This window comes from uncultured Sphingomonas sp. (assembly GCF_964243315.1).
Taxonomy (GTDB): Bacteria; Pseudomonadota; Alphaproteobacteria; order Sphingomonadales; family Sphingomonadaceae; genus Sphingomonas.
The window spans coordinates 1-23,115 of record NZ_CAXTEM010000049.1 but is presented as its reverse complement, the minus strand read 5'-3'; the positions used below and the strand labels follow the sequence as shown (position 1 = coordinate 23,115).

Below are 23,115 nucleotides of genomic sequence, written 5' to 3'. Positions count from 1 at the left end.
GGGTGCAGATCTACACGCCGGTCAACGAGATGTTCATCTGCGCGACCTTCTCCGCCCGCTATGGGTGGTGGAACGAACAGCTGAGCAGCGACCGCGGCTTCGTCACCGCGCTCAAGCACATCGTGAAGGCCAACGTCCTCGCAATGCGCGCGATCCTGGAGGTCAGACCCGATGCGATCTTCGTACAAAGCGAATCGTCCGAATATTTCCACGCGGAATCGCCCGCCGCGATTCGCCCGGCGGAGATCATGAACTCTCAGCGCTTCCTCTCGCTCGATCTCAATTACGGCCGGCGCGTCGATTCCGAGATGTACGAATATCTCACCGACAACGGCATGACCCGCGAAGACTATCACTTCTTCATGCACAACCGGCTGAAGCAGCACTGCATCATGGGCAACGACTATTACATCACCAACGAACACCGCGTCGCCGCCGATGGCGCGACCCGCGCGTCGGGCGAGATCTTCGGCTACAGCGAGATCACCCGCCAATATCACGATCGCTATCGACTGCCGGTTATGCACACCGAGACCAATCTGATGCAGGGTCCGCGCGGCACCGAAGCGGTGGATTGGCTGTGGAAGGAGTGGGCGAACGTCCTGCGCGTGCGCAACGACGGCGTGCCGATGGTCGGCTTCACCTGGTATTCGCTGACCGACCAGATCGACTGGGACAGCGCGCTGCGGGAGACCAACGGCAATGTGAATCCGCTCGGCCTCTACGATCTCGATCGCAACATTCGGCCGGTCGGGGTTGCATACAAGAAGTTGATCCAGCAGTGGCGCGACGTCCTGCCCACCCAGAGCCTGTGCTTGACCGTCCCCGTGGTAATGCCGAACGAAGCCGAGGACCGTCACGCCCGCTTGCAACGCGCCCGCGCACAGGAGTTGCTCCCGCCACCCGGCTGACGGCCTTACAATCCGGCCGCGGCATCGTACATCGGCCGCACCACGACGAGGAGCGAGTTCGATGAAGCGCAGCGACAACACCATCCTCATCACCGGCGGCGGATCGGGGATCGGCGAGGCCATGGCGCAACGCTTCCACGATCGCGGAAACACCGTCATCGTCGCGGGTCGCCGCCAGGATGCGCTCGACCGTGCCTGTGCGGGGCGCGAGAATATGCACGGCCTGACCCTCGACATCGCCGACGCAGCCGACATCACCTCCTTCGCACGCCGAGTCGTCGCGGACTTCCCCGCGGTCAACGTACTGATCAACAATGCCGGGATCATGCGCTACGAGGAGATCGGCGCCGCGCGCGATCTCGCCGATGCCGAAGCGACCGTGACCACGAACCTGCTCGGCCCGATCCGCCTGATCGACGCGATGGTCGATCACCTCGCGGCCCGTGACGATGCCGCGATCGTCAACGTCACCTCCGGCCTGGCGTTCGTACCGATGACTGCCACCGCGACCTATTGCGCGACCAAGGCGGCGCTGCACTCCTACACCGTGTCGCTCCGCGATGCGCTGCGCGACCGGGTCGAGGTGATCGAGCTTGCGCCGCCCGCGGTGCAGACCGATCTTACCCCCGGCCAGTCGACCCGCCCCGGCTATCAGCCGCTCGAAGAGTTCGCAGACGAACTGATGGCGTTGTTCGACGCACAGCCTACCCCGCCCGAGATCCTCGTCCAGCGCGTTCACAATCTTCGCTTCGCCGAAGCCGAGGGTCGCTTCGACGAAGCCGCGAACGCACTGAACGAGATGGTCCGCAAGACGCGCGCGGCGCAGCAGTGACCGCGATGCGCCGGCCTCCGAGCTTCTGGGGCTACACCGCGATCGGCGTCGCGCTCTGCCTCTACTCGATCGCGTCGCTACCGTTCAGGCGCGTCAATCGTCGGCCCTCGGCGCGTGAGTTGGCGCGACGTTGATCGTCAGCTGCACGGTCAGCGCATGATCCATCTGCGCGCGCGCGCCGCTCCGGGCGATCCGATATTGGTTGAGATAGCCGATGTCGGCGACGACCAGCTTGCTGAATGGAACCGTTACCCCGAGGATGTTGCGCATGCGTTCGTAGCCGTGGCGCTGCCCCCAGCTTGTCGAATTGGGCAGAATGAAGCTCTCATGGCTAGCGAACAACGCGGATCCCTTGGCACCCAGCCGATGATTGTAGCGGAACAACGGACGTAGCCGGAAGCCGACCTCGCTGCCCCGCGGATTGAAGCGCTCGTCGAGCCGCAGCCGGCCGAGGAACGGTCCGTGGGTTACGACGATGTGTTGCCGCAGGCGATCTTCGTTCGACGCGCTGTTGCGATTATGCGCACCGACCTTGCGATAGCCGACACCGAGCTCGATCCACGGCGCGACGCGATAGCCGAGGATCCCGCCGAACTCGGTCTGGGCCAGACCACCCTGCCCATCCCCGAAACGCGCAATTTGTTCCAACGTCAGTCGGAAGTCCTCGGCAAGCGGAACGTTGGTGTTGACCTGCAACCACAGCTGCTCGTCCTCCTGCTGCGCCGCCGCAGGCGACGCGGCCAGCAACGCAGTGGCGATGGCGGTCGAGCCACAGGTAAGCCGAATCTTGGTCACGCGGCGCCTCTATCCGCTCGCCTGCCGCTTGTCATTGCTCCTTGGCAAGCCCCGGGCGCCCTGACAGCCAGCCCTCGTCTGCGAGCCAGTCCGCCAGCCGATCGGGCCAGTGGATAATCGAAATGCGATTTGATTCGTCGAGATTGAACGCATGCCCCGACCCCGCATACATGTGCAGTTCCGCCGACACCTTCGCTGCGCGCAACTGCTCGTAGAGCGCCACCGCCGGCCTTGCACAGCATTCGTCGAGCGTGCCGGCGACGATGAAGGCGGGTGGTGCGTCGGCGACGGCGTTTGCGGGAATCCCTAGCGGCCCTGGGAAGACGAGCGCCTGGAAGTCGGGCCGCGCGCTTAGCCGATCGATTGCATCGACGGGCTTGGCGGCGCGCGTGTCCTTGTTGTCCGCGATCGCCGACACCAACTCGCCGCCGGCGGAGAAGCCCATCACGCCGACGCGGTGCGGATCGACGCCATAGTCTGCGGCATGCGCCCGCACCCAGCGAACCGCACGCCTGGCATCAGCTGCTGCATCGCCCTCGACCGAATAGGTCGACCCTTCCTCGCGCGCGAGGCGGTATTTCAGCACGAATACCGTCACCCCGTAACGGTTGAGCGCCCGGCCGACTGCGGTGCCCTCGGTGGTGTAGACCACGATCTTGTGGCCGCCGCCGGGAATCACCACGACCGCGGCGCCGTTCTGCTGCAACTTCGGTCGAAAGATGGTCAGCGACGGCCGATGGATGTTGCGAACCCAGTAATCCTGCGCGATCTCAGCCTCGCCCCGGCGTGCTGCCGATCCCGGCGCGCCGTTCGGCCATAGCTCCACGACCGTCGGTGTTGCGGGCGCCTCTTGCGCGGTGCCGGCGCTCGATCCCGCAAGCGTTCCGAGCGCGATCGCCGCCAGAACCGTCCAGTATCGTGCCGCCATGCTCGTCTCCCACACTCTTCTGGCCGGTGGCGCGTCAGGCGCCGCTGTGCCGATTTACGATATCGAACGTTGTGCCACTTCGATCCGACGAGGAGGCATCGATGCAAGCAAGAGAGAAGATCACCGACGGCGCGAACGAGCGCGCCATCGACGAGCCGATCGGGAGCACCGCACCGGGTATTCCCGACGACGCCCTCCTCCTGGGCGAAGAACTTCCCAGCCCACCGAGCGACGAGGAGGTGGCGCGGGTCGCGCGCAAGCTCGGCGCACCGATCGACCTCGGCTCGGACGACGATCCGGCCTGAGCGACGAGCGGTTCGCATCTAGACGAGACTGTGACCGCCATCATGATCTCGCTAGCAAGATGCTCGATACGAAAAGGGCGCGTTCGACCAGCCGAACGCGCCCTCCCTCAATTCGGATCGAAACCGCGGTTGCGATCGAAGATCAGCTTAGAAGTTCCCGCGCAAGATGAACGAGAAGCGGCGGTCGTTCATAAAGTATGAGCGAGGTGCAAGCTTGTCGGGATCGCCGGTGTATGCCTGCAACGTCTTGGTCACGGTGTTGGTCAGGTTAACTCCCTGCACACCGACCTTGATCCACTTGTTCACGTTGATGAAGGCCGATGCGTCGAGCGTGCCCGTATCGTCCTGGAAGATCGACGTATACGGGAAGATTACGTCCGCCGCAGTTAGCAGATACTTGGACCGCCAGTTATAGGCAGCCCGCATCGACACCGGACCCTTTTCGTAGAACAGCGTCGCGTTGACGTTGTGCTTCGAGAGGCCCTCGAACGGCAAGTCGCCGAGCGCGATCGTCGACACCGGTGCCGGGCTGCCCGTGTTCAGGAACGAATTGGGCAGGCCCTTGCTGTCGATGTACGAGTAGTTCGCGTTGACACCGAAGCCGTTCAAGAGGCCGGGCAGGAAGTCGAAGGTCTGCTGATACGCAACCTCGAAGCCCTTGATCTTGCCGGTTCCGGTGAAATTCTCCGGATAACGGAACTGCACCGACTGCGTGACACCGTTGCTGGTGACGCTACGTGGTGTGATAGACTGGTAGAAAAAGTTCTTCACCTCCTTGTAGAAGGCGTCGAACGTCAACGACCCGACCCGGGCGAAATACCATTCCAGGGTGGCGTCGAACTGCCAAGCCGTTGCCGGCTTCAAGAACGGATTGCCCGCGGTCGCCGTCGGCGTGCCGCTGGCTGGATCGGTGCCGTAGGTCTGGTAATTGCGGATGTTCGCTGCGTCGGGCCGCGTCAGAACCTTCGATGCGGCGAAGCGCATGATCAGTTCGTCGGACAACCCGAGTTTCAAGTTCGCGCTGGGCAGTAGGTACGTATAGCTGGTCCGTGCTACATCGGGCGTGATCGCACCGGTCGCGAACTGCTGAAGTGCAGCATAACCCGCGGCACCAAGCCGGCAGATACCACCAGGCACCTGCTCGGGCGTCCCTGCCGGAGCACCTCCAGGAACACCAGGAGCGCAACGTACGGTGTAGGGATCGGTAATGCCGAAGGCAGTCTGGGTCGGCAGCGCGAATGCACCCGCGGACGAGATCGCGGTGTGAACGTAGCGAACACCGACATTGCCGCTGACGCGAACCGGACCGAACAACGGATCCTGCGACCCGAAGTTCAGCATTGCGTAGGCGTTTACGTCCTGCTGATTGACGGTCTGGATTTCACCCGGAAGGTAATAGCTGCCGTCTACCGTGCCGGCGCGCGTGGCCGCGGAGGTGAAGCCGGGAGCAGCGGAGGCACCGTTCACGTTGCGCCAGATGTCGTTGAGTGACTGAACATACGCGACCGTGCCGTTGTAGTCCGCCAGCGGATTCTGTCCGTAGTAATAGCCACCGATCGGCCCCGGGGTATCTCCCCGGAAGAAATTCGGAAAACCATAGAACTCGGCGCTGCCGACCCCGGCCTGCTGTACGCTGACGGGTCGTCCATCGAGACCGAGAGCCGCGTTTGCCGCCGTTGGCTGCGACCAGACTTCGCTGATAGCGCCCCAGTTATACGCGGTATATTTCACCGTCTGCTGGCGCTCTGCATAACGAGCGCCGAACTTGACCCGGTTCAGGAACGAACCGTCGTCAAACCTGTAAGTGGCATCGGCCTTCAATTGATATTCGCTGCCGCTGCTCTCCTCGAAATGGTCCATCGCAGCGCGGTAGAAGGTCGCCCTCGGGTCCTGGAAATACGTTGCGTCGTCCTGACCGGTATAAATGCTCGGCGACGCCCAGGCCGCCGCCAACGTCAGCGGGCGATGCGGCGCCAGAATCGGCAGGTTGCCCGAGATATCGAGTTCCTGGTCGGCGAACGTCGAGGTGAACACCGAGAAGTCCCGCTGGGTGCGATCCGCATTGGTGTAGTCCGCGTCGAGGTTGATCGACAGCTTCTCCGTGGGGTTCAGCTTCAGATTGAAGCCATAATCCTCGACGGTGTTCGATTCGTACACGCCACGCCGTGACAGCGACTGTTGGATGCCGCCGGTCGGCACCTGCGTCGTCGCACTGCCGCTGCCTTGGGTGCGCCAGCCGGCGCCCGGCAGCGTGATGATCCCGCTTTGGAACAGCCCGTCATCGTCGTAAACATAGTTCTGAAACGAACCGACGGGGCACTCGGCCCGTGTGCCCGGGTTGCTGGTATCGAACGGCGTAGTGGTCGAATCGTCGATCCGCGGAGATCCGTTCTGATTTTGCTGACAGCCGGCCGGATAGGTGTTGTACTCAGACAGATCAGGCGCGGTCTCGAACGTGTGTTCGCCCCACGACTGCGTCGAATGCGACCGCAGATACTGCGCCGTCGCTGTGGTGCGCTTATCGGTGCTTTCCCACTGCGCCGCAACGGCGATGCCCTGGCGCTTGCGATCGAAATCCTGGCTGCGGAACTGACCGCCGATCGGCGCATAGGCGTTCGGCAGAAAATCGGCGAAACCGTCTGCGCCCGCTGCGCCCGTCGCGCCGCACAGAGCATTGACCGGCGGCACGGTGGCCGAGGGTATCGGCAACGTGGTCGTGTCGGTGCCGCTCGGCAGCGGGTTGCGGCAGACCAGCGGAATCTGGTCACCCGCGGTCAGCGTGCCCGACTGTACGAAAGTGTTGTCGCGCGTCTGGAAGTTGGTGACCTGGATACCGTCCGCGCGGCTCTTCAGACGTGAATAGGAAGCGCTGCCGAGCAGGCCGAAGCGGCCGATGCTCGTGTCCCACGTGTCGGACAGCAGCAGCGAACCGGTCGGCGTCCACTTCTTGCGGAAGTCGCCATAGTTCGCTTCGGCGTCGACGCCGACATGGAAGCCCGGATTGTCGAACGGCTTGCGCGTGTTCAGGTTCACGGTACCCGCGAGGCCACCTTCGATCAGGTCTGCGGTCGCATTCTTGTATACCTCGACCGAGCCGAGCAGCTCGGCGGGGACGTCGGCGAAGTTGAGGGCCTGACCACCCACACCGGCAGCGAACGCGTCACGGCCGTTGAATTCGGAGCGCACGAAGTTGAGGCCGCGGACGACGACGCCCGAGCCTTCGACCGAGAAGTGATCGGGGTCGTTCGAACCGGCAAAGCGATTGATTGACACGCCGGGAACGCGCTGCAGCGCCTCGGTGACCGAGCGGTCCGGCAGCGCACCAATGTCCTGTGCGGTAATCGCGTCGACGACCGTGTCCGCATTCCGCTTGATCGCCTGTGCGTTGGCGAGGCTCTGGCGGATGCCGGTGACGACGATGTCATCGCCGCCCGCTTCCACTTCCTGCGGTGCTGCATCGGCGGGCTGGCCGGTCTGCGCGCCGGCGGTAGGGCCATCCTGCGCCTGGCTGGTCGAGGTCGCCGTCCCGACGCTACCCGCGCCGGTCGTCGTACCGGTCTGCGCGAATGCAGGCGCCGCGAGCGAGAACGCACAAAGCGCCCCTACCGACGCGCCGCTCTTCAGCCACTTGCCGTAGCCACGATATCCGAATTCAGGTGCAGAATTGGTCGACTGAGCCGCCATTCGTAGATCCCCCCATATGACCGCTGTCATTCGCAGCGCTGTCTGATGATGTTTCTACGCAGCAATAATTGCAGCCGCAACCGGATATGATTGCGCTAACATCCAGATCGGCCGTTTTAAATGTGCCAGCGTACGACCGTGACATTATTGTGACATCAGCAGCGATGGTACGCGACTAGACCGGCTTGACGCCTGCTTGCGGATGGGGGACCGGACACTGCGAGAGGATGACGGATCGCCATGAGCGAAGCGCAACGGCAGCGGGTGGTGATCGTCGGCGGCGGCACGTCGGGATGGATGACTGCGGCCGCGCTCGCAAAGATGCTGCCGCGTCGCTGTTCGATACACCTCGTCGAATCCGAAGCGATCGGCATCGTCGGCGTCGGTGAAGCGACCTTGCCGCATATCCGCGCTTTCAACGAGCGGCTAGGCATTCGCGAGGCCGACTTCATGTCGTGGACCCGCGCGACGTTCAAGCTCGGCATCGAATTCCGCGACTGGGGGCGGATCGGCGACAGCTATGTCCACCCGTTCGGCACTTTCGGGCGCGGCCAAGGCGAGGTCGACTTCCATCATTACTGGGCGCGCCTCGTCCATGCCGGCGCCAACCCGCCGCCGCTCGAGCAATTCTCGATGGCATGCACGATGGCACGCACGGGCAAGTTCACCCCGCCGACCACCAATCCCGGCCGGATGACCACGACGTTCGGCTATGCCTATCAGTTCGACGCGGTGATGTTCGCGCCATACCTGCGCGCCCTGGCGGAAGGCCTGGGTGCCGTCCGTACCGAGGGCAAGGTCGTCGATGTCGAGCTCGACGGCGAAACCGGCGATATCCGCGCTATCAAGCTCGACGGTGGCCAGCGTATCGAAGGCGACCTGTTCGTCGACTGCTCCGGCTTTCGCTCGCTTCTGCTCGGCGAAGCGCTCGGCGAGCCGTTCCAGGATTGGTCGCGCTGGCTGCCCGCCGACCGCGCCGCGGCGATGCCATGCCGGACCGAAACCGCGGTCACGCCCTATACCAGCGCGATCGCGATGCCCGCGGGCTGGCGCTGGCGCATCCCGCTGCAACACCGCACCGGCAACGGCTATGTCTATAGTAGCGACTTCGTCAGCGACGATCAGGCCGCTGCGGCCCTCGTTGGCGCGGTGGAAGGCGAAGCGATCGCTCAGCCGCGTTTCCTCCGCTTCAAGGCTGGCCGGCGCGAACGCAGCTGGGTCCGCAACTGCGTCGCGATCGGGCTCGCCAGCGGCTTCCTCGAGCCGCTCGAATCGACCAGCATCTATCTGGTCCAGCAGGCGATCACCGCCCTTCTCGAACTCTTCCCTGATCGCGCGATCGCGCCCAGCGACCGCGACGAATTCAATCGCGTGATCGACCTCGAATACGACCGCATCCGCGACTTCCTGATCCTTCACTATCACGCCACTGAGCGTGACGACTCGCCGTTCTGGGATTATGTCAGGACGATGCCGATCCCCGACAGCCTGGCGGAGAAGATGGAGCTGTTCCGCCGCCGCGGGCGGGTCGTGAAGTATCGCGAGGGCGTGTTCCTCGACGCCAGCTGGGTCGCGGTCTATCTCGGACAGCGCATCCTGCCGGCCGGCTACGATCAGCGCGCGGATCTGCCCGCTGCGGATATCCTGGCCAAGGGCATGGACCAGCTGCGCGCCGAGATCAGCGAGATCGCGCGCGACATGCCTGATCACCTGCGCTTCATCGAAGGCTATTGCCCGATGGCGAAGGCCGCCTGAGGTGCCGTCCTCGGCCGATCGCGGATTAAAGTCGATCGCGCTCGATCGTCCCATCGCACGGGTGGTCGTGGCGGGGGACGGCATCGTCGGCTGGTCCGCCGCGGCGGCAATGAAGCGTCGCCTGCCGTGGCTCGACGTGACGCTGCTGGCGCTCGAACCCGCAGCCGATGCGCTGGCGGACCATGTCTCGGGCACCCTGCCGTCGATCTTCGGGTTTCACGGCGATCTCGGCTTGGGCGACGACGACACCGTCGCGCGCGCTGGGAGCCTCTATCGTCTGGGCACGCGCTTTCGGGGCTGGGCGCAAAGCGTTCCCGAGTACGTCCATGCCTATGGTGGCTATGGCGGCAGCATCGGCCCCGCATCCTTTCACCATCATTGGGTCCGCGCCGCTCATGCCGGCACCGCAGCGCCGTTCGATCGTCACTGCGCGGCGGCGATGCTCGCCGGCAGCGACCGGTTCGTGCCACCGGAAGAGGTAGGCGCATTGCCAGGCGCCGGGTTCGAATATGGCCTGCAGATTGATCCACCACGCTATCGCGAGATGCTCCGCGCCTTCGCACTCCATTGCGGCGTCCGCGAACAACGCGGCGATATCGCCGCGGTGGCGATGCGCGACGATGGGTTCGTCGCCGCGCTCACCCTCGCCGACGGCGCTGCGCTGACCGCGGACCTGTTCGTCGACTGCACCGGGCCGGCCGCAAGGATCAGATCGTGCGTCGACGACGCATGGGAAAGCTGGCGCAAATGGCTGCCCTGCGACCGTGTAACGATGGCTGAGACGCCCGCGCCAACGATCTGCCCCTCGACCAACACGGTGGAGGCGGTCGCCGCCGGCTGGCGCTGGGCGGCGGGCGGGCGCCACCGGACCAGCACCGGCATGGTCTACAGCAGCGCCCACGCCAGCGAGGATGACGCGGCCGCGGCGCTCGGCACCCCGCCTGTGGCGACGATCGCGATCGGCCCGGGTACGCGCCCGGCGCCGTGGCTACGCAATTGCGTCGCGATCGGCGATGCCGCGACCGTGATCGAACCGCTCGAATGGACCAACCTCCATCTGGCGCACAGCGCGATCGACCGGATGATCGCGATGCTGCCCGATCGCGGCTGTGCAGCGGTCGAAACCGGCGACTTCAATCGCCAGTGCGCGGCCGAGGCGATGCGCGTCCGCGACTTCGTCCTCCTCCACTACGCCGCCTCCTCTCGCACGGAGCGGTTCTGGCGCGACGTCGCGGATGTCGAATGGCCCGCATCGCTCGCGCACACGCTCGCCCAATTCCGTGAGCGTGGGCGACTCCCGATCTACGAGGAGGAGACCTTCGCGCGCGACAGCTGGCTGGCGGTATTGCTCGGCCAGGGCGTGTTGCCGCGCCGGTCCGATCCGCTGATCGACATCGTACCGCCCCGACAATCCGATGCGCTGATGACCGTAATGCGCGACACCGTCGCCGCCGCGGTCGCCAGGGCACCCTCCCAAGCCGCTTTCCTCCAAGCCATGAACAGGCAGATCGCCCGATGAATGAACATACCATCCGCGACGTCGTGATCGTCGGCGGCGGCACCGCCGGCTGGATGGCGGCGGCGGCATTGTCGCGCTTCCTCGACAATGGCCATACCCGCATTACCCTGGTCGAATCCGACGAGATCGGCACCGTCGGCGTCGGCGAAGCGACGATCCCGCCGATCATCACCTTCAACCAGATGCTCGGCATCAACGAGAATGATTTCCTCCGCGAAACCGGCGGCACCTTCAAGCTGGGGATCGAATTCGTCGATTGGGGTGGTCTGAACGAGCGCTATTTCCACCCGTTCGGCTTCCACGGCCGCGATCTGCAGGGCGTACATTTCCACCAGCTCTATCTACGCGAGCGTCAGCGCCGGGTGATGCCCGACATCTCCTCCTGGTCGATGAGCGCGGTGGCCGCCTCGCGCGGCAAATATGGCCGTGCTGCCGAGAGCGCGCAGTCGCCGATCAAGGAACTGCTCTACGCCTTCCACTTCGACGCCGGTCTCTATGCGCAATTCCTGCGTCGCTATGCGGAACTCCGCGGGGTCAGGCGCATCGAGGGCCGGGTCGTCGATGTCGCGAGGCGTGGCGACGGTCATGTCGAGGCGATCACGCTCGAGAACGGCGAGAGGATCGGTGGCGAGCTGTTCATCGATTGCTCGGGCTTTCGCGGCTTGCTGATCGAAGAGACGCTGAACACCGGCTATGAGGATTGGAGCGAGTGGCTCCCCTGCGACCGCGCGATCGCAGTCCCAACCTCCTACCAGGGCGATCCGGACCCGTTCACCCGATCCACCGCCCGCGCGGCGGGGTGGCAGTGGCGGATCCCGCTCCAGCACCGGATGGGCAACGGACTGGTCTATTCGAGCAAGTTCATGGCCGACGACGAGGCCGAACGACTGCTGCTCGACAATCTTGAAGGCGAACCCCTCGCGCCGCCGCGCCGCATCCAGTTTACTACCGGCCGCCGCAAGCTGTCATGGAACGCCAACGTCGTCGCGCTCGGCCTGTCGAGCGGGTTCATCGAACCGCTTGAATCGACCAGCATCCACTTCATTCAATCGGGTATCGCCCGGCTGATCGCGCTGTTTCCCGACAAGCGCTTCGATCCGGTCGAGCGCAACGAATATAACCGCCAGATGCGCGACCTGTATGAAGACGTCCGCGACTTCATCGTGCTCCACTACAAGGCGACGACGCGGAACGACACGCCGTTCTGGGATCATTGCCGGACGATGGCGGTGCCCCCGACTCTTCAGCGCAAGATGGATCTGTTCCGCGCCAAGGGGCGGTTGTTCCGCGATGCGGCGGAGCTGTTCTCGACGACCAGCTGGGTTGCGGTCTGCCTCGGCCAGCACATCGTGCCCGCGGAGTACGAGCCCGCGGTCGATGCGCTCGACGAGGACAAGGTGGCGATGGCGCTGGAACAGATGCGCCGCGGCTATCTTGATGTCGCCGAACGATTGCCGACGCATGGCGACTTCATCCGCCAAAGCGGGCTCTCGCCCTTCGCCAAGCCGGGATTTGCACCAGTGGCGCCGCCGGCGGACGATGTACCTACCTTCTCGTTCACCGCGGAATCGCCCTTCGTCGCCAACACCGGGTCGCCGGTATGAGGCCGAATGCGATCAGGCGGGTGGTGATCGTCGGCGGCGGCACCGCGGGCTGGATGGCCGCCGCCGGCATCGCGCGAGTGATGGGTGATATGCCGCACCTGTCGATCGAGCTGATCGAATCGGACGAGATCGGCACCGTTGGCGTCGGCGAGGCGACGATACCGCAGATCGGCCTGTTCAACGCGCTGCTCGGCGTCGACGAGGCCGATTTCGTCCGCGAGACCCGCGCGACCTACAAGCTGGGCATCGAGTTCGTCGACTGGACCCGGCTCGGCGACCGCTATGTCCATCCGTTCGGTTTCTACGGCATCGACATGAAGGGCATCCAGTTCCATCACCACTGGCTGAAAGGCCGCGCGCTCGGCGATCGGACCCCACTCGATGCCTATTCGCTCGCGGTGGTCGCGGGGCTGCGCAGCAAGTTCGCGCATCCGCGGCCCGACCAGCCCAATTCACCGCTGTCGAAGCTCGGCTATGCGTTCCAATTCGATGCCGGTCTCTACGCGCGCTATCTCCGCCGGCTTGCCGAGAGCTGGGGCGTGAAGCGCACCGAGGGCCGCATCGTCGATGTGGAGCGCAACGGCAAGAACGGCCATGTCGCCGCCGTCGTCCTGCACTCGGGCGCGCGAGTCGAGGGCGACCTGTTTATCGACTGCTCGGGTTTCCGCGGTCTGTTGATCGAGGAGGTGATGGGCGCTGGCTTCGAGGACTGGACCGCGTGGCTGCCATGCGACCGCGCCTTTGCGGTCCCGTGCGAGCTGGGCGGCGACGATCATCCGCTGACCCGATCGACGGCGCGCGGCGCGGGCTGGCAATGGCGCATTCCGCTCCAGCACCGCATTGGCAACGGCTATGTCTATTCGAGCGCGCACATTTCCGACGACGAAGCCGCTGCGACCCTCCTCGCCAATCTCGACGGCGTGCCGCTCGCCGAACCCAAGCAGCTTCGGTTCCGCGCCGGGCACCGGCGGCGTGCCTGGGTCGGCAACGTCGTCGCACTCGGGCTGGCCGGCGGGTTTCTCGAGCCGCTCGAATCGACCAGCATCCACCTCGTTCAATCGGGCATCGCGCGACTGATGACGCTGTTCCCGACGCGCGACTTCGACCAGGTCGAGATCGACCGCTTCAACGAGGAATCGGTGAAGGATTACATCGACATCCGCGACTTTCTTGTCCTCCACTACAAGGCCACCGAACGCGACGACACGCCGTTCTGGGATTATTGTCGCACGCTCGAACCGCCCCCCGGGCTCGCACACAAGCTTGCGATGTTCGAACGCAACGGGCGGATCTTCCGCGAAGGCAATGAGCTGTTCACCGAGACCAGCTGGCTGTCGGTGATGGTCGGCCAGGGCGTCGAACCGCGCGGCTATCACCCCGCCGCCGATCTGCTCGCGGAGGACGAAACGCTGACCCGCTTGCGACACATCCGCGAGGTCGTCGGCAGCACCGCCGAGGCGATGCCGCTGCAGCATGACCACCTCCAGCGCATCGGTTGCGCAGCAGCGCCACTGCGTCGCGCCTCATGACCCTGCCCGCCCCGACGCCGATCCGCGAATACGACGCAGTCGACCGCGACCTGTTCGATCGCGAGATCCGCCCTGCGCGCCAGCCCGCGATCCTCCGCGGGGTCGGTCGCGACTGGCCCGCGGTACGCGCCGCACGGGTCGGTGCGGAGGCCGCCGTCGCCTACGTGAAGCGCTTCAGCCACGACGACGCGGTCAACGCGATCGTCGGCGAGCCCGCGATCGAGGGCCGGTTCTTCTACACGCCGGACCTGAAGGGCCTCAACTTCACCCGCGGCCGATCGCCGCTCGATCCCTTCCTCGACCGGCTGCTCCGCGATCGCACGGTGCCGCGCCCGTATGCGATGGCGGTCCAGTCGATCCCCACGCCCGAACTGCTGCCCGGCTTCGCGGAGGAGAACCGCATCGATCTGGTCGATGACGCGGTCGTCCCGCGGCTGTGGCTCGGCAACGCGATCCGCGTCGCGACCCATTACGACCTCCAGGAGAATATCGGTGTCGTGGTGGTGGGCCGCCGGCGCTTCACGCTGTTCCCGCCCGATCAGATCGCGAACCTCTATATGGGGCCGCTCGAGCTCACCCCGGCGGGTACCCCGATCAGCCTCGTCGATCCCGCCAACCCCGATCTCGACCGCTATCCGCGCTTCGCCGAGGCGATGGCGGTCGCGCAGGACGCGACGCTCGAACCCGGGGATGCGATCTACATCCCGTTCCATTGGTGGCATGCAGTCGACTCGCTCGAACCCGTGAACATCTTCATGAACTATTGGTGGAACCCGGCAACCAGCGTCGGCGGCAACCCCTACGACGCCCTGCTGCTCGCACTCTATTCGCTGCGCAACCTACCCGAGGACCAGCGCGACGTGTGGCGGACGATGTTCGATCATCTCGTGTTCCACCGCAACGGCGATCCGGTCGCCCACCTTCCCGCGGAGATCCGAGGCGTACTCGGTCCACCCACGCCCGACCTCGCCGGTCGGATGCGTGCGACCCTGCTCATGAGCCTCTCGGAGAACGGTTAGTTCCCGTTTTGTTCTGTCCTACACGGTACGTACGCGGTACATACGAGTCGTGAAGGAGAGGAACCATGGCGATACCAGACGCACCGGTCCTGCTCGCGGTGGCGGCAGTGATCAGCAGCTTGTCGACCCTTATCTGGTCGATCCGTCGTCGTTCGTGACGGCAGATATAACAGCCGCTTAGAACCGCTTGGTGAGTCGAAAGCTCACCAGTGGTGTGCGGTCGCCGCTGTCGTAGCGAATGCCCGACAGCGGCACCGCGACGTTGAGATCGGCGGTCGCGGTGCGGGTGACTGCGGTTCGCAAACCGGCGCCGGCGGAGAAGAGCGACCCGCCGCCGCTGCCGCCGTGCAGATTGCGCACCACGCCCCCGTCGAGGAAGCCGTATGCTTGCGGCCTGATCAGCGGGCCGACCGCCTTGGCGAGGTCGTAGCGCAGCTCAAGCGAGGCCATCGCCGCATTGTCGCCGATCCGTTCGCTATAGTCATAGCCGCGCAGGAAGCTGCCGCCCCCGAGCCCGGTCTCCTCCGACACGAGCAACGGTCGCGCCGCGACCTGGCTGGCGAGATCGACCTGCGCGCTGAAGCCGCCGATCGGCGTCATCGTCCAGCTCGCCGAAAGCGCCACGCTGCTGAACTGCCCGCCGGCATCGCTCCGCGACGCGAGCGGATCGCCGCGCCTCGTCGCGTCGAACAGGCCGAGTCCCTGGCTGAAGGTGACGCCGGTCCGCACGCGGCCGCCGGGCGTCGCCGCGAAGCCATAGGTGCCGACCCGCGCGACGGTCAGGCGGTCGCGGCGCACCTGGATCCCCGCGCGCGACTGTTCGACGGTGCGGATGCCGACCGAGCCCTCCACCCACAGGCTGGTCTGCCGGCGGCGTAGCAACGGGTGCAGCATGTTGAGCCCCGCGGTCCAACTCCGTCCCTCGATCTCGCGCGATCGCAGATAGGAACCCGGCAGCGCGCGCGAATAGGACACCGACGCCGCGATTTCGGTGCCGTCGGCGGCGATCCGCTTGCCGTAGCGCAGCCGCGCATAGCCGAACTCGCGCGGCTCTGCTGGTGTGGCGAGTGCGGTCAAGGTGATGATGTCGTCGTCGGCGAACAACTGGCTGTAGCGGACGGTGAGATCGCCCTGGATCGGCCCGATCGCCCGTGAGCCGGAGTTGTCGAGCCCGACCGTCGCGACGACCCGGTCGCGCACCAGGTCGACGACGAGCACCCCGCGCCCGCCTTCGCGGACGAACTGCGACCGTCGCAACCACATGCCGTCGATATCGCCCGCGATAAGCAGGCGGCGTTCGAGCGCGTCGATCGTCACCGGCCCGCTTCCGACCAGTGGCGACAGGGCGGCACGGACCGCGCGATTATCCGCGCCACGGATCCGCAATTCGTCGATCCGCCCCTCGTCGAGCGCGACCCGGAGCACGCCCGCCGTGACCGATTGCGGCGGGATCGTCGCCTGCGCGAACACATAGCCGCGTGTTCGCGCGCGCTCGGCGATCAGGTCCGTCAATCGCGCGAGGTCGGCGGGCGTCAGCGTTCGCCCGACGTGCGCCATGATGACGTCCGCGAAATCCGCGGCATGAAGTCGCTCAAGACCCGCTATCGTAATCGCGCCGACGATCACCGACCGGTCCAGCGTCGATGCGGTCGCGGCCGTCGCGCTGCCGATATCGACGCCCGGATCGTCGACCCGCAGCGGTACGCCGGGCGCATCGAGTTCGACCTTGGAAGGATCGACCCGGTCGAGGACGGTCTGCGCAGCCGCAGTCTGGCCCGCGAACAGCAAGGCGAGCCCCGCCGTGTTTAGTATCGAACGCGTAAGAAAAGCCACCGCACTGCCTCTGAACCAGAAGGCACGGCCTAGCCCCAACCCGTTAAAAAAGCGGAAGTCTGTCGAACGTTAAGGATGGTCGGTCACGAGTTGGTCGCCTGCTACCGATACTGGTCTGATTGTATCGTCGAGGCGAGAGATGGACGAAGCGACCGACAGGGCTCCGGTGAGGACCCAACCACGATTGAAGGTCTTCCAGCCCGCAGAATTGCAGGTCGGCGGCACGGCGACCCGCGTCCACGTGCTCGACCTGTCCGAATTGGGCGCACTGATGCACGGCCGCGTCGATCTTGATCCCGGCAAGCAGGTGACGCTCCACTGCTGCGGCTGGAGTCGCTCCGCCAGCATCGCGTGGGCCGCGAGCGGGCGCTTCGGTCTTCGCTTCAAGCTGGCGCTGACCGCTGCCCAGGTCGCAGCGGTCACCACCGTCTTGGCGAAGGCCTAGCTCAGCCCCGCGATCCGGCCACCATCGCCGGCGCGCTGGTCCGGGGCTGTGCGGCATCGTTGTCGGCAAGGCTCGTCGCCGACATGCGCACCACGTCGCTCTTGCCCGACAGCTTGGTCGCGAGCTTGCGGAAGGCGGAGAAGGCCTGTCCGACGACCTGGTCCATATTGTAGTAGCGATAGGTCGCCAGCCGCCCAACGAAGGTCACGTCGGACTGCGCGATTGCCAGTGCCTCGTACCGCTTGAACAGCGCCTGGTTCTCCGGCCGCGGGATCGGGTAATAGGGATCCCCGGTCGCGCTCGGGATCTCGTAGGTGATGCTGGTCTTCGCGGCCTCCTGACCGGTCAGATACTTATATTCGGTGATCCGCGTGAACGGGATCGACTCCGACGGGTAGTTTACCACCGCAGCGGGCTGGAACTGCACGCAGTCATGAGTCTCGTGCTTGAACTCGAGCGAGCGGTACGGAAGCTTACCATAGCGATGGCCGAAATACTCGTCGATCGGCCCGGTGAAGACCAGGTGATCGTGCGGATACGCCCCCCGCGCGTCGAGATAATCGACCCCGAGCAGCAGATCGATGTTGGGATGATCGAGCATCCGTTCGAACATCTTGGTGTAGCCCTCCAGCGGCATCGCCTGGAAGGTATCGGTGAAATATCGATCGTCGGTGTTGGTCCGGGTCGGCACGCGCGACGTCACGGACTTGTCGAGCTCCGACGGATCCATGCCCCACTGCTTGCGGGTATAGCCCTGGAAGAACGTCTCGTAGAGCTCGCGCCCGACCTTCGACACCACCACGTCCGCCGAGGTGCGGATCGTCTCGACCGGCTCCGCACGGCTCGCCAGGAACGCGTCGACCGCCTCGTCGCTGTCGAGATCTAGATCGTAGAGCGCGTTCAGCGTCGTGCGGTTGATAGGCATCGGCACCAGCTTGCCGTCGACATCGGCGAGCACGCGGTGCTCATACGGCCGCCACTGCGTGAACCGCGACAGATAGTCGAATACCTCGGCCGAATTGGTGTGGAAGATATGCGGGCCATATTGATGCATCAGGATGCCCGCATCGTCGTAACGATCGAACGCGTTGCCCGCGATGTGCGGACGGCGATCGACGACGAGCACCTTCTTGCCCAGTTCTGACGCGAGCCGTTCGGCCATCACCGCGCCCGCGAAGCCGGCACCGATGATCATGACGTCATAGCGGGTCGGCGTGGCGGGCCAGGTCGTCGGCGACACGATCGGCTGTTCGACCCGCTGTTCGGCGACGACACCTTCGACCAGGCCGGACATCTGCGCGAAGGTCGAATCCCACGACAGGGTCGACAGCAGCTTGTCGCTCTGAGCGCGCCAGCTGCCGTCACCCTGCGACAGCGCCAGTGCAGCGTCGCACGCGGCGACGAACTCGGTAACGCCATCCGCGATCGCGACCGCGTCGACCTCGCCGTAATGGCGGATCACGTCGACGATCGGGGTGGAGACCACCGGCTTCCCGGCGGCGAGATATTCGGGCGTCTTGGTCGGGCTGATGAAGCGCGTCGCGGCGTTGATCGCGAACGGCATCAGCGCGACATCCCAGCCGCGCAGGTAATCGGGCAGCTCCGAATAGCTTTTGCCGCCGAGATAGTGGAGGTTGGCGCGGCGCGGCAGGTCGTCTTCGCTGACCTTCACCACCGGCCCGACGAGCACGATCGACCAATCAGGGCGCGCATCGGCCAGACCGGCGACGAGATCGAGATCCATTCGCTCGTCGATCACCCCGTAGAAGCCGAGCCGGGGCCGCGGAAGGCCGACCTGGTCGGCGGGCTCGTTCCCGCCGTCACGCGCGGTCGCGAAATGTGCGACATCGACGCTCGACGGGAATGGGTGGATGTTGGCGTGGCGTTCCTGCTTCGCCTCGTACAGGCTGTAGCCGCCGGTGAAGACCAGATCGGCCTCGTCGAACAGGCGCCCCTCGGATTCGATCAAACGCGGCGGCGCGCCCTTGAACCCGGCGAGCTCGTCCATGCAGTCGTACACGACGCATTCGGCGGGAACATGCGCCGAAAAATCGAGCATCATCGGCGTGTAATACCAGCGGACGAACGGCCCCGCCTCACCAGCCAGTATTGTATCAAGCAATGTCGCCAGCGTGGGATCGAGCGTCTCCGAATTGGTTCCGTGCGGCACGATCGGGGTCAGCACTACGACGCCGGTCTTCTCGCAAGTCGCCGTGCGCACCGTGGGCGCGGCGACGTTGCTATATTCCGGTTCCTCCCAGAACAGGACGCGATTGTCGCGCGCGAACCGCGCCATCAGGTGCTGAGGTCGCTGAAAGACGAATGCCCACCGCAAATGGCTGAAGCACAGCACCGTCGAGCCCTTCAGCGTCTCGGGGATGACTGTGTTCGCGGGGATGAGCATGTGAATGGCACCTTGCTGGTGAATGAACATGTTCAACCACAGCATCGCCCTCCGGGTTCCGGCGCAGGACCCTCAAACAGGCCCTTGTAAATCCACATCAACACGATTTTCGGTGCAGCGCAGCAACCAAAGTCAATGATGACCCGTTGCCGCGATTGTCAAACTCTCGAACGGTAGAGGGCGGATCGTGCAGGATCTTGAACTCTGGGGCGGGCCCGAATGCACGCTGAGCCGGGTGGGCGACGACTATGGCGATCAGTTCGCCCGGTCCGGACATTATGATCGCGACACCGACCTCGATCTGTTCGCGACGCTTGGTCTCGCCGCGGTACGCTACCCGATCCTGTGGGAACGTCTCCAACCCGATCCGACGCAGCCAATCGGATGGGATTGGCACGATGCACGCCTGCACAAGCTCGACACGCTCGGCATTCGTCCGATTGCGGGGCTGGTCCATCATGGCAGCGGCCCGCGCCATACCGATCTGCTCGCACCCGACTTCGCCACCGGCCTCGGGGCGTTCGCCGGGAAGGTCGCCGAACGCTACGGCTGGATCCGCGATTGGACCCCGGTGAACGAGCCCGTGACCACCGCGCGCTTCTCCGCGCTCTACGGCCACTGGTATCCGCATCGTCGCGACGAGCGATCGTTCTGGCTGGCGCTGCTTAACCAGATCGACGGAACGCGACTCGCGATGCGCGCGATCCGCCAGGTCAATCCCGCCGCGCGATTGATCCAGACCGACGATCTCGGACGCACCTTTGCCACCGCCGCGCTCAGACAGCAGGCCGCCTATGACAATGTCCGCCGCTGGGCGAGCTGGGATCTCCTGCTCGGCCGGGTCGACAAGCGACATCCCTTCTACGAACGCCTGGCGAAGCTCGGCTTTGCCGATCGGTTGAAGGCGATCGCGGACGATCCGTGCCCGCCCGACGTGATCGGCATCAATCATTACCTGACCAGCGACCGCTTCCTCGATCACCGGCTGCATCGCTATCCGCCAGCGACGCACGGCGCGAACACCCGCAACCGCTATGCGGATGTCGAGGCGGTCCGCGTGCTGGAGCCGCCGCCCCCGGGTCTCGCGGGCACGGTGCGCGAGGCTTGGGCGCGCTACGGCATCCCGGTCGCGCTCACCGAGATCCACAATGGCTGCACCCGCGACGAACAGATGCGCTGGCTGGCCGATGGTTGGGACACTGCGGAGAAGCTCCGCGCCGACGGCGTCGAGGTCGAGGCTGTGACCGCCTGGTCGCTGCTCGGCAGTTCGGGATGGAACACCTTGCTGACTGGTCCTGGTCGCTACGAGGTCGGCGCCTATGACGTCAGCGGCGGCGCCCCGCGGCCGACCGCGGTCGTGTCGCTGCTGCAGGGGTTGCCGAACCACGCGCCACGTCATCCGGCGCTCGGCGGCTCGGGGTGGTGGCGCCGGCCGATCCGGATCCTGCACCCGTCGATCGCGCGACCGGCGCCGGTGCGCGACTTCTCGCATTGGGCGCGCCTTGCCGGCGACGCCCCGCCGCTGCTCATCTTCGGCGCCAACGGGCGCCTGGGCCGCACCATCGCCGACGCCTGTGCGCACCGCGACTTGCGCCACGTCGTCACGACCCGCGCCGACGTCGATGTGGAGGATGCCGCCGCCGTCGCCCTGGCGATTGACCGTCACTCGCCCTGGGCGGTCGTCAACGCGACCGGCTGGCGCGGAGTCGCCGCCGCCGAACATGATCCCGGCGCCTGCACGCGGATCAACGCGACCGCGGCGCATGCGATCGCCGCAGCGTGCGAAGCACGCGACATCGCCAGCGTGCATTTCTCGTGCGACCTCGTTTTCGACGGCAACGCCGCGCACCCGCGGTCCGAAGACGATGCGCCCGACCCGCGCAGCGCGATCGGCCGCAGCAAGGCGGCGATGGAGGCGATGATCGGCGCCCTGCCTGGCCGCCACATGATCGTCCGCACCGCCGCCCTGTTCTCTCCGCCCGTCGACGACCCGGCTGCACAAGACGGCATGACGACGCTGCTGCGGGCGCTCGCGTCGGGCGACCGCGTCGATGTCGATGCGGAACGCGTGATGTCGCCGACCTACGCGCCTGACCTCGCCAACCAGGTGCTCGACCTGCTGATCGATGGCGAACGCGGCGTCTGGCACCTGGTCAACGACGAAGCGCTCACCCAGGCCGAGTTCGCGCGTCGGATTGCCGATGCGGTCGGCCTCGATCCGCGCGCGGTTCGGCCGGTCGTGTCGACCGGCACGGCGCGCGGCGCGCCGCTACGCAGCAGCCGCGGCACCGGGATGGGCGCACTGAGCGACGCGATCGCCGATTATGCGCACCACCCCCGCGTCAGGGTGACGGCCTGAGCCACACCAGACGCCGCGTTCAGCCGCGGTGCTTGCGCCGCGACCGGACCCACGCATAGCCCAGACCGGCAATGGTGCCGGTGACCGCCAGCTTCCTGGCAAGCCCGCGCTTGTTGTGCTGCCATTCTGCCCGTGCGCCCATCTCCGCCGGGATGTTCGGCACCTTGCCGCGCCGGAGGTCGTCGATCACCCCCTCGACGACGTTGAGCCGGTCCGCGCCCATCAGCAGCAGCCAGTGCCACCAATCGGACTCGCTCCGCCGGAACGCGTAGCGCCGGATCGACCCGCTCAGGCCGCTCGGCGGGGTTGAGGTGCCGACCACCGCGGGCAGCCGGTTATGCTCGATTGACCGCAGCACCTCGACATCGGGGATCTGCTGATCGGGGCGCTGCCAGGTGAGCCCGCGGCTCTTCTGGTCCTCGATATGGCGCATCGGATAGGTCGGGTCGTTCTCGGGATCGGCATCGATCCCCCACCCTCGAATGGCCGACGGGTCGACGGGCATGTTGGTCATCACGGGTTTCCTTCAGGCGCCGTTGGGAAGCAGGACGGGCTTGATGCAATTGTCGAGCTTGGCCGAGAACAGGTGGTACGCGTCCGCGATGTCCTCCAGCGGCACGCGGTGGGTGATCATTTGCTTGGGATCGATGCGCCCTTCCTTGATATGCTCGATCAATCGCGGCAGCAGCCGCTTCACCGACGCTTGGTTCGCGCGGATCGTGATGCCCTTGTTCACGACGTTGCCGATCGGGACGATGTTGCCTGTCGGGCCATAGACCCCGACAATCGACACGATCCCGCCCTTCTTCACCGAATTGATCGCCCAGTGCAGCGCGATCGCGTTGCCCGCCTCCAGCTTCAGCTTGGTGCCGAGCAAGGTTTGCAGCGCATTGCCCGCCGCGTCGCCCCCGACAGCGTCGATGCAGACGTCGGCACCAAGCGAGTCGGTTTGCTTCTTCAGGAACACGACCGGGTCGTCCATCTCCCTGAAATTATAGACTTCGGCCTGGGCGAACTTGCGCGCGAATTCGAGCCGATATTCAATGTGATCGATCACGATCACCCGCCCCGCACCGAACAGCCAGGCCGATTTCGCCGCCATGAGGCCAACCGGGCCTGCGCCGAACACCACCACAGTGTCGCCGCGCTTGATCCCGCCCATCTCCGCGGCCTGGTAACCGGTCGGGCAGACG

General features: G+C 65.6%; 16 protein-coding genes and 1 pseudogene. 10 read left to right on the top strand and 7 right to left on the bottom strand.

Translation table 11 applies throughout. The features are described 5' to 3' along the window. Positions 1-911, top strand: a pseudogene (locus tag ACFE77_RS12735) (hypothetical protein); the annotation flags it as partial. A gap of 61 nt (positions 912-972) precedes the next feature. Next, a complete protein-coding gene (locus ACFE77_RS12730; RefSeq protein ID WP_375422018.1) occupies positions 973-1,743 on the top strand; it encodes an SDR family oxidoreductase in 771 nt (256 codons plus the stop codon). 93 nt (positions 1,744-1,836) lie between these two features. On the opposite strand, the gene ACFE77_RS12725 is transcribed toward ACFE77_RS12730, so the two are convergent. Together ACFE77_RS12725 and ACFE77_RS12720 are read right to left on the bottom strand one after the other, a co-directional pair. Beyond that, positions 1,837-2,538: a DUF2490 domain-containing protein gene (locus tag ACFE77_RS12725; protein ID WP_375422017.1), complete on the bottom strand. Its 702-nt coding sequence runs from the start codon at positions 2,536-2,538 to the stop codon at positions 1,837-1,839. Between the two features lie 31 nt (positions 2,539-2,569). After that, positions 2,570-3,466, bottom strand: coding sequence for an alpha/beta hydrolase (locus tag ACFE77_RS12720; protein WP_375422016.1), 897 nt, complete (start codon positions 3,464-3,466; stop codon positions 2,570-2,572). A gap of 101 nt (positions 3,467-3,567) precedes the next feature. On the opposite strand from ACFE77_RS12720, the gene ACFE77_RS12715 reads away from it, so the two are divergent. Further along, a complete protein-coding gene (locus ACFE77_RS12715; RefSeq protein WP_375422015.1) occupies positions 3,568-3,771 on the top strand; it encodes a hypothetical protein in 204 nt (67 codons plus the stop codon). Between the two features lie 147 nt (positions 3,772-3,918). On the opposite strand, the gene ACFE77_RS12710 is transcribed toward ACFE77_RS12715, so the two are convergent. After that, positions 3,919-7,212 carry a TonB-dependent receptor gene (locus ACFE77_RS12710; protein ID WP_375422014.1) on the bottom strand — a complete coding sequence of 1,098 codons (3,294 nt, stop codon included), beginning with the start codon at positions 7,210-7,212 and terminating at the stop codon, positions 3,919-3,921. 483 nt (positions 7,213-7,695) lie between these two features. Here ACFE77_RS12710 and ACFE77_RS12705 point away from each other — a divergent pair, with 483 nt between their 5' ends. The 5 genes from ACFE77_RS12705 to ACFE77_RS12685 are packed head-to-tail and all read left to right on the top strand — an operon-like array spanning position 7,696 to position 14,881. After that, positions 7,696-9,210: a tryptophan halogenase family protein gene (locus ACFE77_RS12705; protein WP_375422013.1), complete on the top strand. Its 1,515-nt coding sequence runs from the start codon at positions 7,696-7,698 to the stop codon at positions 9,208-9,210. Position 9,211: 1 nt separating this feature from the next. Continuing rightward, positions 9,212-10,729, top strand: a complete 1,518-nt coding sequence (locus ACFE77_RS12700) for a tryptophan halogenase family protein (protein ID WP_375422012.1) — start codon at positions 9,212-9,214, stop codon at positions 10,727-10,729. Further along, a complete protein-coding gene (locus ACFE77_RS12695; protein WP_375422011.1) occupies positions 10,726-12,333 on the top strand; it encodes a tryptophan halogenase family protein in 1,608 nt (535 codons plus the stop codon). Before ACFE77_RS12700 ends, ACFE77_RS12695 begins: the two co-directional genes overlap by 4 nt. Further along, entirely contained in the window at positions 12,330-13,862 is a 1,533-nt protein-coding gene (locus ACFE77_RS12690; protein ID WP_375422010.1) for a tryptophan halogenase family protein, read from the top strand. The genes ACFE77_RS12695 and ACFE77_RS12690 overlap by 4 nt, the downstream gene beginning before the upstream one ends. Next, on the top strand, positions 13,859-14,881 hold the full coding sequence (locus ACFE77_RS12685) for a cupin-like domain-containing protein (protein ID WP_375422009.1): 1,023 nt from the start codon (positions 13,859-13,861) through the stop codon (positions 14,879-14,881). Before ACFE77_RS12690 ends, ACFE77_RS12685 begins: the two co-directional genes overlap by 4 nt. Positions 14,882-15,058: 177 nt before the next feature. Here ACFE77_RS12685 and ACFE77_RS12680 read toward each other — a convergent pair whose 3' ends face one another. Then, a complete protein-coding gene (locus ACFE77_RS12680) occupies positions 15,059-16,714 on the bottom strand; it encodes a ShlB/FhaC/HecB family hemolysin secretion/activation protein (protein WP_375422008.1) in 1,656 nt (551 codons plus the stop codon). A 166-nt stretch (positions 16,715-16,880) separates the two neighbouring features. Here ACFE77_RS12680 and ACFE77_RS12675 point away from each other — a divergent pair, with 166 nt between their 5' ends. Beyond that, the gene (locus ACFE77_RS12675) at positions 16,881-17,159 is read left to right on the top strand and encodes a PilZ domain-containing protein (protein ID WP_375422007.1); all 279 of its coding nucleotides are present in this window, start codon (positions 16,881-16,883) and stop codon (positions 17,157-17,159) included. A gap of 1 nt (position 17,160) precedes the next feature. On the opposite strand, the gene glf is transcribed toward ACFE77_RS12675, so the two are convergent. After that, positions 17,161-19,563, bottom strand: a complete 2,403-nt coding sequence (gene glf / locus ACFE77_RS12670) for a UDP-galactopyranose mutase (protein WP_375422006.1) — start codon at positions 19,561-19,563, stop codon at positions 17,161-17,163. Between the two features lie 187 nt (positions 19,564-19,750). On the opposite strand from glf, the gene ACFE77_RS12665 reads away from it, so the two are divergent. Then, the gene (locus tag ACFE77_RS12665; RefSeq protein WP_375422005.1) at positions 19,751-21,922 is read left to right on the top strand and encodes a family 1 glycosylhydrolase; all 2,172 of its coding nucleotides are present in this window, start codon (positions 19,751-19,753) and stop codon (positions 21,920-21,922) included. Between the two features lie 19 nt (positions 21,923-21,941). Here the strand turns inward: ACFE77_RS12665 and ACFE77_RS12660 are convergent, their stop codons facing one another. Next, positions 21,942-22,436 (bottom strand): hypothetical protein, encoded by a 495-nt coding sequence (locus tag ACFE77_RS12660; protein WP_375422004.1) that lies wholly within the window; start codon positions 22,434-22,436, stop codon positions 21,942-21,944. A gap of 12 nt (positions 22,437-22,448) precedes the next feature. Then, positions 22,449-23,115: zinc-binding dehydrogenase (locus ACFE77_RS12655; RefSeq protein WP_375422003.1), on the bottom strand; the 667-nt coding region annotated here is incomplete at its 5' end.

Coding starts and splice junctions, on each gene's coding strand:
- ACFE77_RS12705 (WP_375422013.1), top strand. CDS start 7,696: ATGAGCGAAGCGCAACGGCAGCGGGTGGTGATCGTCGGCGGCGGCACG.
- ACFE77_RS12720 (WP_375422016.1), bottom strand. CDS start 3,466: ATGGCGGCACGATACTGGACGGTTCTGGCGGCGATCGCGCTCGGAACG.
- glf (WP_375422006.1), bottom strand. CDS start 19,563: ATGCTCATCCCCGCGAACACAGTCATCCCCGAGACGCTGAAGGGCTCG.
- ACFE77_RS12715 (WP_375422015.1), top strand. CDS start 3,568: ATGCAAGCAAGAGAGAAGATCACCGACGGCGCGAACGAGCGCGCCATC.
- ACFE77_RS12695 (WP_375422011.1), top strand. CDS start 10,726: ATGAATGAACATACCATCCGCGACGTCGTGATCGTCGGCGGCGGCACC.
- ACFE77_RS12730 (WP_375422018.1), top strand. CDS start 973: ATGAAGCGCAGCGACAACACCATCCTCATCACCGGCGGCGGATCGGGG.
- ACFE77_RS12685 (WP_375422009.1), top strand. CDS start 13,859: ATGACCCTGCCCGCCCCGACGCCGATCCGCGAATACGACGCAGTCGAC.
- ACFE77_RS12690 (WP_375422010.1), top strand. CDS start 12,330: ATGAGGCCGAATGCGATCAGGCGGGTGGTGATCGTCGGCGGCGGCACC.
- ACFE77_RS12660 (WP_375422004.1), bottom strand. CDS start 22,436: ATGACCAACATGCCCGTCGACCCGTCGGCCATTCGAGGGTGGGGGATC.